Annotated in this window: 8 protein-coding genes; 1 reads left to right on the top strand and 7 read right to left on the bottom strand. The window is 65.4% G+C overall.

Annotation, left to right across the window (positions count from 1 at the left end; all coding sequences use genetic code 11):
* Positions 1-3: 3 nt before the first annotated feature.
* From cas1c to BN2154_RS02195, 6 genes are all read right to left on the bottom strand, one after another.
* Complete coding sequence (cas1c, locus tag BN2154_RS02220; protein WP_050617236.1) at positions 4-1,035, bottom strand: type I-C CRISPR-associated endonuclease Cas1c; 1,032 nt, start codon at positions 1,033-1,035, stop codon at positions 4-6.
* Entirely contained in the window at positions 1,032-1,697 is a 666-nt protein-coding gene (cas4, locus tag BN2154_RS02215; protein WP_050617235.1) for a CRISPR-associated protein Cas4, read from the bottom strand. The genes cas1c and cas4 overlap by 4 nt, the downstream gene beginning before the upstream one ends.
* Positions 1,694-2,587, bottom strand: a complete 894-nt coding sequence (gene cas7c, locus BN2154_RS02210; protein WP_050617234.1) for a type I-C CRISPR-associated protein Cas7/Csd2 — start codon at positions 2,585-2,587, stop codon at positions 1,694-1,696. The genes cas4 and cas7c overlap by 4 nt, the downstream gene beginning before the upstream one ends.
* Before the next feature lie 14 nt (positions 2,588-2,601).
* The gene (cas8c, locus tag BN2154_RS02205) at positions 2,602-4,314 is read right to left on the bottom strand and encodes a type I-C CRISPR-associated protein Cas8c/Csd1 (RefSeq protein WP_050617233.1); all 1,713 of its coding nucleotides are present in this window, start codon (positions 4,312-4,314) and stop codon (positions 2,602-2,604) included.
* Positions 4,311-4,976 carry a type I-C CRISPR-associated protein Cas5c gene (gene cas5c / locus BN2154_RS02200; RefSeq protein ID WP_050617232.1) on the bottom strand — a complete coding sequence of 222 codons (666 nt, stop codon included), beginning with the start codon at positions 4,974-4,976 and terminating at the stop codon, positions 4,311-4,313. Before cas5c ends, cas8c begins: the two co-directional genes overlap by 4 nt.
* A 66-nt stretch (positions 4,977-5,042) precedes the next feature.
* The gene (locus tag BN2154_RS02195; protein ID WP_050617231.1) at positions 5,043-7,190 is read right to left on the bottom strand and encodes a CRISPR-associated endonuclease Cas3''; all 2,148 of its coding nucleotides are present in this window, start codon (positions 7,188-7,190) and stop codon (positions 5,043-5,045) included.
* A 247-nt stretch (positions 7,191-7,437) separates the two neighbouring features.
* On the opposite strand from BN2154_RS02195, the gene BN2154_RS02190 reads away from it, so the two are divergent.
* A complete protein-coding gene (locus BN2154_RS02190; RefSeq protein ID WP_242853668.1) occupies positions 7,438-14,118 on the top strand; it encodes a phosphodiester glycosidase family protein in 6,681 nt (2,226 codons plus the stop codon).
* Between the two features lie 92 nt (positions 14,119-14,210).
* Here BN2154_RS02190 and BN2154_RS02185 read toward each other — a convergent pair whose 3' ends face one another.
* Positions 14,211-14,966, bottom strand: coding sequence for a polysaccharide deacetylase family protein (locus tag BN2154_RS02185; protein WP_050617230.1), 756 nt, complete (start codon positions 14,964-14,966; stop codon positions 14,211-14,213).
* Between the last annotated feature and the right edge of the window lie 23 nt (positions 14,967-14,989).

Below are 14,989 nucleotides of genomic sequence, written 5' to 3'. Positions count from 1 at the left end.
GCCTCACTTCCACAGAAACGGCGGATAGCCGTCCAGATCCCCCCGCAAGTAGCGGGCCAGCAGCAGTGCCTGAATGTAGGGCACCAGGCCCCAAGGCAGCTTTTCCTTTAGATAGGGATGGGTGATGGACTCCTGTTTCTTGGCCTGCCACGCCTGCAAAAAGGCCCGGCGGGCCTCGTCGCGTATGAATACAGCGCCGCTCTCCAGAAATTCAAAATCAGTGGAGGCGATCATTCGATTGTTGAAGAGCGTCAGGACAAAACGATCCGCCATGCAGGGACGTAGCTCCTCCATCAGATCCAGCGCCAGTGAGACCCGACCAGGCCGGTCCCGGTGGAGAAACCCCACATAGGAGTCCAGACCCGCCGCCTCCAGGGCGGCGGCGCAGTCATTGGCCAGCAGGGAATAGGCGAAGGAGAGCAGAGCGTTGAATGGGTCCAGAGGTGGACGGCGGCTGCGTCCGTGGAAGAAGAAGGCATCTTTCCCGTTCAGGATCATATCGTCCAGAACGCCGAAATAGAGGGCGGCAGCCGCGCCCTCCAGGCCCCGCAGAGAGCCCGGATCGGTCTCAGCCGCCAGGCGGGGGAGAGTTTCCCGGAGCTGGAGGGAGGCCTCCTTCAGCCGGGGCGCGTCCACCCGCAGAGCGTGATCCCGGAGGGTGCGCTCGATGCTCCAGCGGGCGTTATAGACCATGCCGAAGAGGAAATTCCGGGCTACCTGCCCGCTTTGCGCGGGGTCGTCTGCAAAGCGGTACTGGGTCCGGCGCAGCAGGACGCTGCCGTGGCTGGGGCCCACGGCCCGGGCCAGAAAGCGGCCCCTGGGGGTGCAGAATGCCAGGTTGACCCCACGCTGGGCACAGGCACCCATCAGGGCGGGGGAGGCGCCGGCGTAGGAGAAGGAGAGAATGCCGCTGAGGGTATGGAGGGGAAAGCGTCCGGCGGCCTGCTTTTCCCGGTAGACCACCACGGTCTCTCCCTCCAGCGCCAGGTAGGCGTCCTGGCTGGTGACAAACAGGGTGTTGAGCAGATGTTTCATGGGCGCACCTCCAGGCTCTCGCGCAGATAGTCGGACACCGACCGGGCGGACAGAAGCCTTGGCAAGCACAAATCCTTTAGGGAGCAGGCGCTGCAGGCCCGGGCGGGCTTGACCTTCGGCGTGTGCCCCCGGCGGAACAGATCGTGCATTTCGGTGAGGCAGGCGCGCACCTCGGCCCGGAGCGGCTCGGAAAAGGAGACCGGCACCCGGCGGCGGGTCTCGCCGTAATAGAGCGCGCCGTCGGGAACGGCGGTGCAGAGCATTTCCTCCAGGCACATGGCCTGGGCGCAGAGCTGCAGTTCATCCGCATCGTGGGGCTTGGGAGCTCCCCGCTTGTACTCCACCGGGAAGGGCCGCCACCGGCCGGCCCGACCCGAAAGGGGGACGCCCTCCGGGTCCGGATGGAACTCCACCACATCACAGGCTCCGGAAATGCCCAGACGGGCGGAAAAGACGGACATGCCACGGGTGATGACGGCGCCGCCCCGAACCTCCTTCCGGTCCCGGTCGTGGGCGCGCTGGTGCATCAGCGTGCCGTCCACCGTGCGCTCGTTTTCCGCCCACTGCTGCTCGATGTGGATCAGGGCCCACTGGCGGCGGCAGAACCGGAAGTGCTGCAGGCCGGAGAGGAGGAGCCACTGCTCCTCGGGATAGTCGGTCACCCCATCCGGGTGCAGGTGACGCCGGCGGGAATGGCGCCTTCCTCCACGGTGATCTGGTAGTCGGCAAAGGAGCGGGCGGGGCCGGGGGCGCTGGAGGCGGCCCGGGTTACCTGGACGGCGTCGAAGAGCTTATAGGCGGGGGCGTTGCCCAGCTCGGAGTCGTGCCGGAAGACGATGAGTTCCCGGACGGCCATCTTGCCCCGGGCGGCGGAGTGATCATGCTCAAACAGGTTCAAAATGGCCTGCCACAGCAGATCCAGATCCTCCTGGCTGAAGCCGGTGGTTTTCCGGGCCAGATTGGCGGAGACATAGCCCTCGGCCCGGTAAAGGCCGTAGGGGATGATGTACTTGCGGCCCATCTCGGTGCTCTTCTTCTCCGCGTCGGCCTCGGTGGCGATGGCCACCCGGGTAATGGTGATCTCCTGGGGCACCACGGGCTCTACACTGCGGGCAAACCCGAGCTGAACAGGACCCCGGACCTGACCACAGTTGAGCGCGGCCTTGACAAAGGTGGTCATCACCGCCCCAAAGGTACGGATGTCGTAAAAGTTTTCGCACATCCAGTCCCGAAGCTTGCGGTCCAGGTCCGGGTCCTTCTTTTTGGCGTTCTTAATGGTCTTTTCATCCACCTGATATGCGGTATAGGCCTCCCCATCGCTGCGGTTGAGGGGTACGCTGTCCTTGATGTAGATGCGGTAGCCGGGGGCATTGTCCTTTACAGTCTCCACATAGTTGCGGATTTTCCGCTTGAGGCACACGTCGGTGACCAGGCCCAGGCCAGTTTCGGGGTCGATGCGGGGCATGTTGCCGGCGTCGGGATCGCCATTGGGGTTGCCGTTCTCCACGTCGAAAAGGATGACGAATTCATAGCGGTTTTGAATGGCGCTCATCTCAATTTTCCTCCTTATTTACTGTATCGCTTTTGTGTCTGGTGATAGTAGCCCAGGTCGAAGGACGCCTGCTCCGGAAGGGACAGCCGTCCGGGCAGCGTCTCGCCCAGCAGCTCCTTGATCTGGCCGAGCTGACGGTCATAATGGATGCGCAGGCCGGTATCCAGCTTTTTTAAATGCTTTTGGGCCAGGTTGTTGAGGATGGGAAAAATGGTGGCGGGGGTGGCCGATGCGGAGTTAAAATACTTGTCCTTGATGGTGGGGTTGATGCCGGGGTTGGCCGCCTGCTGGATGGCCTCCAGCACGGAGAACAGACGGCCCAGGTTATAGGGGACAATGGAGCTGGTTTCGTTCAGGCTCACGGTCAATACCTCCTTCGGACACTCAGTGTGCGGATTTTTCAGGTAATAGGCTTTCAGAATGGCGGCTCGTCCACGGGTGATTTTGCGGTCGGCGCGGATACGGAGCATCACGCCGTTGAGCAGCGCCGCGGGATAGTCGGTGTTGGACAGAATGGCCCGGGCGGTCGCGCCGGCCAGGACGGGAGAAGGGGACTTGTCCCTGACGGTTTGAGGAACGGTCTCCTGGAGAAGAGCCCACAGCGAGATGGTCTCGTAGGGGTCGTTGGCAGGACGGACGATCTCCATGCGGGCATGGTGGGCGTTGACATGGGACAGAAAGCCGCCGAAGCAGTCGCGCAGGAAGAACCGCACCGACAGGCGGGCGGCGTTGGGGGACAGACCCAGAATATAGAAGGGGCGGGCGGGGTCCAGGGGCACCTCGGCGCAGCGCTCCATGCGGGATAGTTTTTTCAGAGCGGCCCGCAGCGTGGCTTCCTCCAGCCCGGCGGGGGGCGGGCCGCCGAAGAGGGCGGCGGCGGAGAAGGCCTGGTAGGCCGGATCGGCCCCCGCCGCCCAGAAGACCACCGTGGTGTCCCCGAGGCGCTGCACATGCGCCCGGTCGGAGAGCAGGTGGTTCAGAGCGGCGGTGTAGGCGAAGGCGGCGTACTTGCCGGTGGGGGCGTTCAGGCTCTGCTCCCTGCCGTAGGAGCAGAAGGCGGGGGCGTTGAACGACACCAGGGACGCGCCGCTGGACTGGGCGCCCCGCACCCCCTTGACGGCGGGATGGAGCCTGGCGACAGGCCCCATCTGTCCGGTGACGAGACACTGCATGTCGGGGCCGTCGCCACCGCTGTCATAGTGGTTCTGCCAAGCTGCGCGGATGGCGGCGTCCTCCTGGGCGAAACGGCCCTCCACACGGAAGACCAGATTGGCGCCCTTTCGCACCTCCTCCAGACAGTCGGACAGAGCGGGGTGCTCTGCCGCCCGCGCCGGCTGCCACTGTGAAAAATAGGCGAGGATGGCCCTTGATATGGGAGAGTCCACGCCGTCCAGGACCTGCTCATGCAGCCTGCGGCAGGCGTCAAAGCACTGCCGGCTGCGCTCTGGCTTTCCCTTGGCGTCGATGCCCAGCAGATAACCGGAATGGTCCCACAGGAAATTTGAATCAATGTTGACCGACCGTGCCACCGGAGTGGGAAGCTCCATGCTCTGTGCGGTGCTCCCCCCGTTTTTCTGCCCCTCCAGAAGGGGAATGACCTGGATCAGACGGCCGCCGGCATCCAGGCACAGGGCCCAGCTCACCTGGACGGGGCTCCAGCCCGGCCGGGCAATTTTGCCCTGAGCCGCCAGGTCCTCATAGAGCTTTACCAGCGCCTGCAGGATCATCGGACCACCCCCTCGCAGCCCAGGGGCGGGACAACCAGCACGCCGTCTTGCAGGACGGCCCGGAAGAACATGGGGCGGATGTCCTGGGGGTCGGAGTAGTCCATGTCCAGCAGCATCCAGCCCAGGTCGCGCTCCCCCAACAGTTCCTCGGGGCAGGGCGGAACATCCTGGCAGGGCGCGAACTGGGCGGGGAACTCCCGCACGCCGAAGCAGGGCTGGTGGTAGTGCTGCCCCCGGCTGAGGCGGCGCTTCACAATGTCCTGGAACTTGCCGGGGTTGTCGCCGGGGGCGGCCTGCTGGGGCACCAGGTCAAAATGGGCGTCAATGACGTAGCGCACGTTCCGCAGCACCATGGCGGCCCGCTGCTGGATGCTCTCCGGGGTGGCCAGATAGAGCTCCCCCTGCCGCCGCTCCATCACGGCGCGCACCTTCTGGGCGCTGATCACGTCCTTGACCTCGTTGCGCCGGATGTTGGTAAAGCGGATGGGGGCGCAGACATGGATGCGGTCGATGACCCAGCGCAGACCCGGATGCCAGTAGACGGCTTCGATCAGGCCGCGGGCGGCCGAGGGGGTCATCACGTCGTAGCTGACCCGCTCCACCTTCATCTCCGGGCGGGAGAAGCAGGCATAGTCACCCCAGACCTCTACACGAATGGACATGAGGCTCACTCCTTTCGATTGGATGATCGCAGAATACAGCAAGAAATGTCCCAAAGAACGGACCTTTCAGACAAACAGCCCTTTTCCAAAATCGGCGTCCAGGGAGAGGCCGGTCTCCCGGCTGTAGAGAGACAGGTTGGCCAGCACTGCCGTGCCGTCCTCCAGCTCCTCCAGGTCTCCGGCGGACCGCAGGGCCCGGTAGTGCTGGTCGTAGAGGCTGACGCCATACTGGCCCAACTGGCGGAACAGGGCCCGGGAGCGCTCCCCGGCGCGGAGCCGGTCCGTCAGCGGGACGCCCCCGTCCAGGGGGATGTAGACCGTCTTTGTGGGGCTGTCGATCAGGTGGAAGCGCTCTGATACGGAGCGGAAAGGCATCCGTCCCGCATCCGACCCCCGCTGAAAGGCGTCCAGGACCCCATACCGGTCCAGGGCAGGGCCGGACAGGTCCAGCAGGGACAAAAAGTAGCGGCGGACCGTCTCCGGCCGGGCGGGGTCGGCCCCGTCGGACAGGGCCTCCCGGGCGGCGCCGATGCTGCGGCGGAAGAGGGGCGGCGGGGCTTCCTCCCCCTGAAAGACGGTGACGGTGCTCTCCTGCGGCGGGCGGCGGCCCTCCCGGTTGCACCGGCCGGCGGCCTGCAGGATGGAATCCAGCCCCGCCTCCTCCCGCCAGACCGCCGGAAAGTCCACGTCCACCCCGGCTTCGATCAGACTGGTGGAGACCACCCGGCAGGGCAGGCCGTTTTTTAAGCGGCGGCGGACCTGGTCCAGTACGGCCCGGCGATGGACGGGGAACATGAGCGTGGACAGGTGGAAGCGGTGCTCCGGCGGCAGGAGCCGGTAGAGCGCCCCGGCGCTCTTGCGGCTGTTGACGATGCACAGCGCCTGGGGCTGGGCGGCCAGCCGCTCCGCCAGCGCCTCCCGGCTCAGCCGCCCTGCACGGGCAAAGGTCACGCGGCGGAAGTGCTCGTAGAGATCGGAGGTGCCGGGGCAGAGCTCCTGTATGGGCAGGGCGGGGGCAAACGCCCGGAACTGCGCCTCCAGGGCGGGCTGGGTGGCGGTACACAGCACCGCCGTGGAGCGGAAGTGAGCCACGAGCTGGGCGATGGCCGCCACGCAGGGCCGCAGATGTTCCAGGGGGAGCATCTGCGCCTCGTCAAAGATGAGCACGCTATTGGAACAATTGTGGAGCTTGCGGCATTGGGAGGGGCGGCTGGCGTACAGGGACTCGAAGAACTGTACCGCCGTGGTCACCACCACCGGCGCGTCGAAATTCTCCGCCGCCAGGGTCTGCCGGTACCGGGCAGGGGCGGTCTCGTCCTCCGGGTCCCAATTTACGCCGGAATGGTGTTCCACTACGTTGCCCTCCCCCAGAATGCCCCGAAAGACGGCCGCGTTCTGTTCGATGATGGAGGTATACGGAATGATGTAGATCACCCGGTCCAGCCCGTTGGCGATGGCGTGGCGGAGGGCGAAGGCCAGGGAGGCCACGGTCTTACCGCCTCCGGTGGGCACCGTGAGAGTGTACAGGCCCCGGGGGCGGTCTCCGCCGTCCAGGCAGGCGCGCAGGATTTGGCATCGGCGGCGGTTCAGGTCAGTTTTGGGCGGCCACCAGCCGGAGATATGCCCTTCCAGGCGCTCCAGCAGCACGGGCAGGGGGTCATGCCCGCCCCGGGGCGGCGGCGCGGCGCGCAGGAACGCCTCCGTATCCAGGTAATCGCCGTCCACCAGGCAGGAGTAGAGCATCCGGACGAAAAAAGAGTCGGTCAACGGGTCCCGGCCCCAAAGGGCCGGCGGCGTGGAAGGCGGCAGGCCCCCAGGCCAGGCGGAGTAGTCGGGAATGCCGCCGGACAGGCCCCTTTTCAGGCGGCCCATCAGGGTGGAGCAGCCGGCATCATCCAGGCTTGAGCCCCCGTCCGGCAGGCCGCCGTGATGGCCGGCCACGCAGAAGGCGGCCCACTCCGCCCCCAGGCGGGCGCACTCCACCGCGCCGGCGGTGGCATGATCCACCTTTCTGCCATTCTCCAGCAGGCGGCGCTGAAAGGCTTCGGAATACTTTCCAATGTCGTGGGCCAGCCCCACGAAACGGCCCTGCGCCCCGGCGCCGAAGGGCGCGGCGAAGCCGGCGGCCAGAGCGGCCGTTCCCTCCAGGTGGGCTTCCACGGACTGCTCGGAGCCGTCCTCAGAGACGTGGGCGAGACAGCGGCGGACGGGCATGGCGGACACCTCCTATGGGCAGCGTAATGCTGCCAAATTGTGATAGATACATTCTACAGGATCTGATGAAAAATTACAATTTATTTTTAGTAATATGCACAACAAAACCTTCGGACAGGAAAAGAGAGCGGCGCATAAGGTCTTGACTTTGTAAAAGAGACTTTACGCAATCCCTACAATGGCGTGGTGGATGGGCGCGGGAAAAAACTCTATACTAAACGACAGTTTTCTCAAGGAGGTAGAGATTTTGAACGTCATTGGACGGCGCCTGCTATCGGGCGCACTGACCTGCGCTCTGCTGCTGGGACAGGTCCCCGGCGCGTTTGCGGCGGGCGCGCAGAGCACACAGGACGCCCAGACCCCGGGACTGGGCACGGTATCCATGGAGTGGAGCCGGGACATTTACAACGGCGTCACCCTGGACCATGTGGCCAGTGAAAACGAACATGGGCTGCAAAAAAGCTATACCGTTACGTACGATCCCCAGACCACGCAGATCCGGCCGGTCCTCAACTACGGCCCCTACGTCATGGGCGGGGACATCATGTCCGACATGGTGGCCCAGGTGGAGGCCGATGGCTCCAAGGTGGTCTTTGCCATCAACGGCGACGCCTATGATACCAGCAACGGCGTCTCCAACGGCCTGATGATCAAAAACGGCGTCCTTATTTCCACGTCGTACAACAACAGCGCCGAGGCCGTGGGCTTCAAGGCCGACGGTACGGTCATCTACGGCCACACCAGCCTGAACATCACCGCCACGCCGGAGGGCGGCTCCCCCATCACGGTGTTCCATGTGAACAAAGAGCGCAAGCTGGATACCGAGAACGTATACCTGCTCACCGAGCAGTTTGCCAAGACCACCAGCTCCACCCAGCCCGGCGTGGAGGTGGTGCTCAACGTCACCACCCCAGGCTATCAGGGCCTGGTCATCGGCGGGCAGATCACCGCCTCGGTGGCCAGCGTCAATCAGGTGGAGGCCAACGTGGACAAGAACACCACCCCCATCGGGAAGGGGCAGATTGTCCTCAGCGCCAACACCGGCAGCAGCCGCTACGCCGCACTAAGCGCCCTGACGGTCGGCCAGAGGGTAACGGTGGACGTGCAGAACAACAACAGCGACGTGGACTGGAGCCAGGCGGCTCAGGCGCTGGGCATTTTCCATGTGCTGATGCTGAACGGTGTGGTCAACGAGGGCGCCTACTCGGGAGACGCCGACATCTACGCTCTGGCTGCCAATCCCCGCACCGTGCTGGGCGTCAAAGCCGACGGAAGCGTGGTGTTGTTCCAGTGCGACGGCCGTCAGGCGGGCTGGGCGCTGGGCATCAGCTTCCGGAACATTGTGGACTACCTGAGGGACCAGGGCTGCGTCACCATCTTCAACTTTGACGGCGGCGGCAGCTCTACCATCACGGCCACGCTGCCCGGCGACAAGAGCTCCACCATCCTCAACCGCCCCTCTGACGGCAGCGAGCGGGCCAACTGCAACGCCCTGCTCTTCGTGGCCACCAGCCAGCCGGACGAGAGCAGGGAGCTCCTCCACGTCTACCCCGATATCGACGAAGGGTACGGCAACAAGGTCATGGTGCTGGAAAACGGCAAGCTGGGCCTGAGGGTGGGGGCCACCGACGGCAATTACCACTATCAGGACCTGGGGAGCACCGGCCTGAAATACACCGCCGAGGGCGGCATCGGCTCCGTCTCCAAAGCTGGCGTGCTGACGGCGGCGACCGGCACCCATGAGGGCAGGATCACCGTCTCCACCCAGGACGGCTCCGCCAGCGGTGCGATCTCCGTCCGGGTGGTGGACTCCATCACCAAGCTCACCGCCGACCGCTCTATCCTGTCGGTGGCCCCCGGCGCCACCACCCAGATGCGCTTTACCGCCGAGTACAACGGCAGCCCGGTGGTGCTCACCAGCGAAGCTCTGACCTTCCAGCTCTCCGACCCCTCACTGGGCTCCATGGCCGCCGACGGCACCTTTACCGCCGCCGACACCCAGGGTACCGGCGAACTGAAGATCTCCTACAAGGACTACACCCTCACCCTGCCGGTGGAGATCGGCAAGCTGCCGGTGCTCCTCAATGACTTTGAAGAGGACTTCGGCGACGCGGGCTGGAAGTGGCGCTACTTCAACGGCGCCGACGGCGGCCTGGGGGACCGGGGCGGCGACGCCAGGATGTCCATCAATTACGATGAGCGGTACGTCAAAAGCGGCGACGGTTCCCTGCGGGTGGACTACGACTTTGCCACCAAGCCCCTCACCGGCACCGTCACCTGCGAGACCGGCCCCGTTGGGGAGCTGTACCTGGAGGGTCAGCCCAAGGCCATCGGCTGCTGGATCTACGGCGACGGCAACGGCGCCTGGGTGCGCATCCAACTGGCCCCCGCCGCCTATGCCGGCGACGTGTATGTGGACTGGGTGGGCTGGAAGTACGTGGAAAACGCCATTCCGACCACGGCATCCTTCCCCTACCGGCTGGTGTGGGGCGTACGGGTGCTGGGCACACCCAATACCGCCAACGGCAAGAAGGGCACCATCTATGTGGACGGCCTGCGGGCGGTCTATGACTTCAAAAATGACGACACGCTGGCCCCTGAGCTGGTCCCAGGTACCGGCGTGACCCCCGCCGACGGCGCGGTGGACGTGGCCAATGAGCCGGACATCTCCCTCACGGTCCGGGACCCCCAGACGGAGGGTCAGCCCTACACCGGGATCCATACCGGGCGGACCAAGCTGTGGATCAACGGTAAGGTTATGGACCACGCCGCCATCCAGCAGGAGGTGGCGGCCGACGGCTCGGTGAAGATCACCTTCCATCCCGGCGCCCTCACCGCCCTGCGACCCGGCCTCAACAGGATCAAGTACCGGGTGGAGGACAATGCGGGAAACAAATTCTTCCAGGAGTGGTCCTTCACCGTGGCAGGCTACGCCGTCAATCTAGAGGAGACCTGTCCCGCCGACGAGAAGGCTGCTGCGGGCAGCACCTTCCACTACATCGTCAACGCCACGGACTACAAGAACTTCGAGGAGTTCCAGTTTGAGCTGAGCTTCGATCCCAAGTATGTGACCCTGCTGGATGCCGGCTACGACGACCGGCTGACCGCCCCGGTCAGCGAGGTGGATGGGGAGAGCGGTTCGGTCAAATACACCCTCACCGGCATGGCCGCCCTCCAGAAGGATGCCGGCCGGCCCCTGGTGGACCTGACCTTCCAGGTCGGCCGGACAGCCGGCGGCCAGACCGGCATCAAGGTCAACAAGGCGGTGGTCCGTCAAACGGGCGAGATCGACGGCGCCGACCTGGTGCTGGACGGCTACGACCGGGAGGTGGCCCTGAAGTACACCCTCTCCTGGACCGGCTCCACCGTGGGCGGCGAGACCGTCCTCAAGCTGGCCGACAGCGCCGGCGAGCCCGTGCCCGGTCTGGGCTTCCATGTGACCCAGAACGGTGAGGCCGTGGATTTTGACGCGGTGACCGGCGGCGACGGCACGGTGTCCACCGACTTTTTTGGCGCTTATCCCGCGGGCACGGAGTTTCAGGTGTGGGTGGAGGACGCCGCCGGCGCCCTCAGCAACACCCAGAAGATCACCGTCTATGACAGCCTGGGCACCGCCGATCCCGCAAAGGTGACCATTACCACCGGCGAGGACCCGGCCACCGCCGTGGGTGTGAGCTGGGAGACCAGCCTGAGCGTGGACGCGGGTGAGCTGATCCTCGGGACCACCGCCGACCTGACCGGAGACGACACCCGGACCCTGTCCGCCGCCGGGCGCACCATCGACACCAAAATGAACGGCTTTGTGCGCAACTACCAGTCCTGGGGCGTCCGAGCCACCGGGCTGAAGAGCGACACCACCTACTACTATCAGGTGGGCTGCGAGGGGCACTACAGCCCCATCCAGTCCTTCACCACCGCCCCCGCCGAAGGGGACCTGACCCTGGCCTTTTACGGCGACATCCAGGGGGCGTATAATCAGTTCCCCGAAGCCATCAAAGCCCTGGAGGGCCGGTATCCCGACATTGACCTGAACCTCCAGGCCGGGGACGTATCCGACGACGGACAGGCCTACAGCGACTGGACCAACGCCTACAGCGGCTTCGGCAGCTACCTCTCCAGCCGCATCTGGGCCCCCACCATCGGCAACCACGACTCCAGCAGCGATGCCCAGGCCTTTACCTCGTACTTCTACGGCCCGGACAACGGCACCTACGATACCCCCCGCAACTACTGGTTCCGGGTGGGCGACATCCTCTTCTATAACCTGGATACCGAGGCCACCTACACCTATGACCCCGGCTTTGCCGAACAGCTTGCCCGCATGCGGGAGGTCTTTGACGGCTCCGACGCGGGGTATAAGGTGGTGCTGATGCACCGCTCGGCCTACCCCATGAGCTACGACGAGGCCGACGTCCGGGCCCTGCACGCCGACTTTGAGGAGATGGGGGTCAGCCTGGTCCTCTCGGGCCACGACCACATCTATAACCGCACCGAGATGTACGGAGGTGAAAAGGCCCCCGGCTCCGGTATCGCCTATGTGGTGGGCGGCTGCTCTTCCGGCTCCAAGTACTACGACGCCGACAGCAACGGCCGCCCCTGGCAGGACGTGGTCTACGACGAGAATAACCCGGTGTTCTCCGTGCTCAAGCTGCGCGATGGCGTCCTGAACTTCGAGGCCTACGCCCTGAAAGACGGCGAGAGCGTTCTGGTGGACCAGTTCACCGTCCTGAAGCGCGGGGACGACGCCGCCATGCTGGCGGCCGCCCAGTCCATTGTGGAAGGTACGGAGAGCCTGGGCACTCTGCCCCAGGCCGAGGCTGCCGACGCCGAAGCGGCCGCTCAGGCCCTGAGGAACGCCGTCCGGACCCTGCCCGGCTTCGGGGTCACCGGCGCGGAGGTCCAGGTGGAGATCGCGGACTTCGTGGAGGCATCGGCCGGCGGGGTGGAGAACTACGCCGGGACCGACGGGAGCTTCACCTATACCATCACCCTGACCCTGGGCGGCGGGACCGCCGTTCTGGAGCCAAAGACGGGGGTAATTACCGCCACGGCTTACGAGCCGGTGGAGCTGACCGGCAGCGTGGCCATCCTGGGGGAGGGCCGGTATGGTGAGACCCTGACCGCCGTCACCACCGGACTGCTGCCTGCCGACGCCAAGCTGACGTACCAGTGGACCCGCGACGGCGGAGAGGAGCCGGTAGGGGCGGAAGAGGGCTATACTCTGACCGCTGCGGACATCGGCAGCATTCTCACCCTGACCGTCACCGGCGTGAGGGGCTACGAAGGCAGCTTTACCGCCGACACCGCCGAGATCGGCAAGGCCCTCCAGGCCGCGCCGGAAGGGGTGCGCGGCATCGACGCCGACGAGGAGGGCGGCGCCGGAGCCCTCACAGGACTGGACGCCTCCATGGAGTACAAGGCCGCCGATGCCGACGAATGGACCGGCGCGGAGGGGGAGACCGCAGAGGGTCTGGCCCCTGGAAACTATCGGGTCCGGTACGCCGGGACCGATACCCAGGCGCCCAGCGTGGCCGTGGCGGTATCGATTCTGGACTTTGAGGCCCCTGAGCGAAATGAGACCCCAGAGGCGGAGTTTGACGCCTCCTCCATGACCCTCTCCGATTTGGCTGCCGGACAGGCCTACTCCCTGGACGGCGGCGCGACCTGGAATGACGCCGGGAGCGACGAGGTCCAACTGTGCGAAGAGGACGTGACCGTCGAGCAGGGCATCCGGATTTATGTCCCCGGCGTGGAGGGGGAGAGCAGCGATTCGGACGAGCAGTTCATCTCCCTGGCCCGGGCGGAGGCCCCCACAGGCGTGGGACGTATCGGACAGACCGCCGCCGCCTCGGGCGCCCTCACCGGCGTGGACAGCTCCATGGAATATAGGGCCCAGAACGATGCGGAATGGACTGCCGTGGGTGGGGACGCTGATACGGTGGAGGTGGCGCCCGGCGTCTACCTGGTGCGGGCGGCCGGCTCCGGCACGGTCCTGGCCAGCCAGAGCATTCCCGTCGCGGTGGCTGCCTACGCGGCCCCCGGCGCCACCGGCATCACCCTGGACCAGACCAGCCTGCGCCTGTATCACAACGCCAGTCCCCGCACTGCCGTCCTGACCGCCTCCGTCCTGCCGGAGGGCGCGAAGCAGACCGTCACCTGGAGCTCCAGCGACGAGGGCGTGGCCACCGTGGAGGACGGACTGGTTCGGGCTGTGGCGGAGGGCACCGCCGTCATCACCGTGACCAGCGCCGACGGCGGTTTTACGGCCCAGTGCAGCGTCCGGGTCCGTACCCGTCACGCTTCCAGCAATGATTCGGGCTCCTCCGGCAGCGGCTCCGGTTCCGCAGGGGGCAGCGCCGCCACGCCGGAAGTGCCCGCCGAGCCCGCACAGCCCGTCGTGCCAGATGAGCCTGCCGCACCGGAGGCCCCGGCCCCCACCTTTGCCGATGTGGAGGGCCACTGGGCGGCGGAGAGCATTGCCTATGTAGCAAGACAGGGGCTGATGAAAGGGACCTCCGAGACCGCATTTGATCCGGACGGGACCATGAGCCGGGCCATGCTGCTGACCGTGCTGTACCGTATGGACGGCGGCAAGGACTCCGGCACCGGTGCGGCCTGGTATTCCGATGCGCTGAGCTGGGCTGTGGAGCGGGGCGTTTCCGATGGGAGCAACCCCGAGGGCAGCGTCACCCGGGAGCAGCTTGCCACCATCCTCTACCGCTATGCGGGCAGCCCCGCCTCCGGCGGCGGAACGGCCGCCTATGGCGACAGCGGGCAGGTATCTGCCTGGGCGGCCGATGCCATGGCCTGGGCGGTGTCTGGCGGCCTGATCTCCGGCAAACCGGGGAGCCTGCTGGACCCCCAGGGCACCGCCACCCGCGCCGAGGTGGCCGCCATCCTGATGCGGTTTGTTGAGCAAAACGCATAACACAGGGCCCAATCCGATAAGAAAGGAGCGCCTCTCCGCGGAGAGGCGCTCCTTTCTTATCGGGAAAGGGGGTTTAGGTCGAGGGTTTGGTCTTATGCGGGCAGTTGCCGCCCGGTGTGGTCAATGGTGTAGGGCTGCGGAAGGATGATCTCTGAGATGGGGACGAAGGTGTAGCCATCCTGCAGCAGAGTTTCGATGATGCCGGGCAGGGCCTCGGGTGTGTGGAGGGCGGCGTTGTGGAAAAGAACGATGGAGCCGGGCTGGACCTTCCCGGTCACCCGTTTCGTGATCTCGGGGGCGGACAGATCCTTCCAGTCCAGGCTGTCCACGTCCCACTGGATGGGCTCCATGCCGATGGAACGGATGGCGGTAATAACGTTGTCGTCATATTCCCCATAGGGCGGGCGGATCAGGGTGGGGCGCACACCGGTGACTGCCTCAATCTTGTCGTTGCACGCCTCCACGTCGGCAATGATCTCATCCTTGGAGAGCTGCGACATATGGGCGTGGGTATTGGAGTGGTTCATGACCTCATGTCCGGCGTCGTGGAGGGCCTTGACGGATTCTGGATATTTGTCCACCCACTCCCCCACCACAAAAAAGGTGGCTTTAATCTTATACTTGCCCAGGATGTCGATGAGCATCTGGGTGTCCTCATTCCCCCAGGCGGCGTCAAAAGAGATGGAGAGGACCTTCTGGTCCCGCTGGACGCAGTAGATGGGAAGCTGGCGGGCGGCGGCGGCGGCTCCGACAATGGCGGGGTGATTGACCACATAGAACATGCCGGCGGCCAGCAGCAGACAGACCGCGGCCGTCAGTATCTTTCGTTTGACCAGAAACATCTTCATGGCGGGCATTCCTCCTTTTGATT

The sequence above is a fragment of the Intestinimonas massiliensis (ex Afouda et al. 2020) genome (assembly GCF_001244995.1).
Classification (GTDB): domain Bacteria; phylum Bacillota; class Clostridia; order Oscillospirales; family Oscillospiraceae; genus Intestinimonas; species Intestinimonas massiliensis.
The sequence above is the reverse complement of the archived record's forward strand: the minus strand, read 5'-3'. Positions and strand labels throughout refer to the sequence as shown.

What these genes read in the sequence shown, in the direction of transcription:
- cas1c (WP_050617236.1), bottom strand. Translation starts at nt 1,035, where the DNA reads ATGAAACATCTGCTCAACACCCTGTTTGTCACCAGCCAGGACGCCTAC.
- cas7c (WP_050617234.1), bottom strand. Translation starts at nt 2,587, where the DNA reads ATGAGCGCCATTCAAAACCGCTATGAATTCGTCATCCTTTTCGACGTG.
- cas8c (WP_050617233.1), bottom strand. Translation starts at nt 4,314, where the DNA reads ATGATCCTGCAGGCGCTGGTAAAGCTCTATGAGGACCTGGCGGCTCAG.
- cas5c (WP_050617232.1), bottom strand. Translation starts at nt 4,976, where the DNA reads ATGTCCATTCGTGTAGAGGTCTGGGGTGACTATGCCTGCTTCTCCCGC.
- BN2154_RS02195 (WP_050617231.1), bottom strand. Translation starts at nt 7,190, where the DNA reads ATGCCCGTCCGCCGCTGTCTCGCCCACGTCTCTGAGGACGGCTCCGAG.
- BN2154_RS02185 (WP_050617230.1), bottom strand. Translation starts at nt 14,966, where the DNA reads ATGAAGATGTTTCTGGTCAAACGAAAGATACTGACGGCCGCGGTCTGT.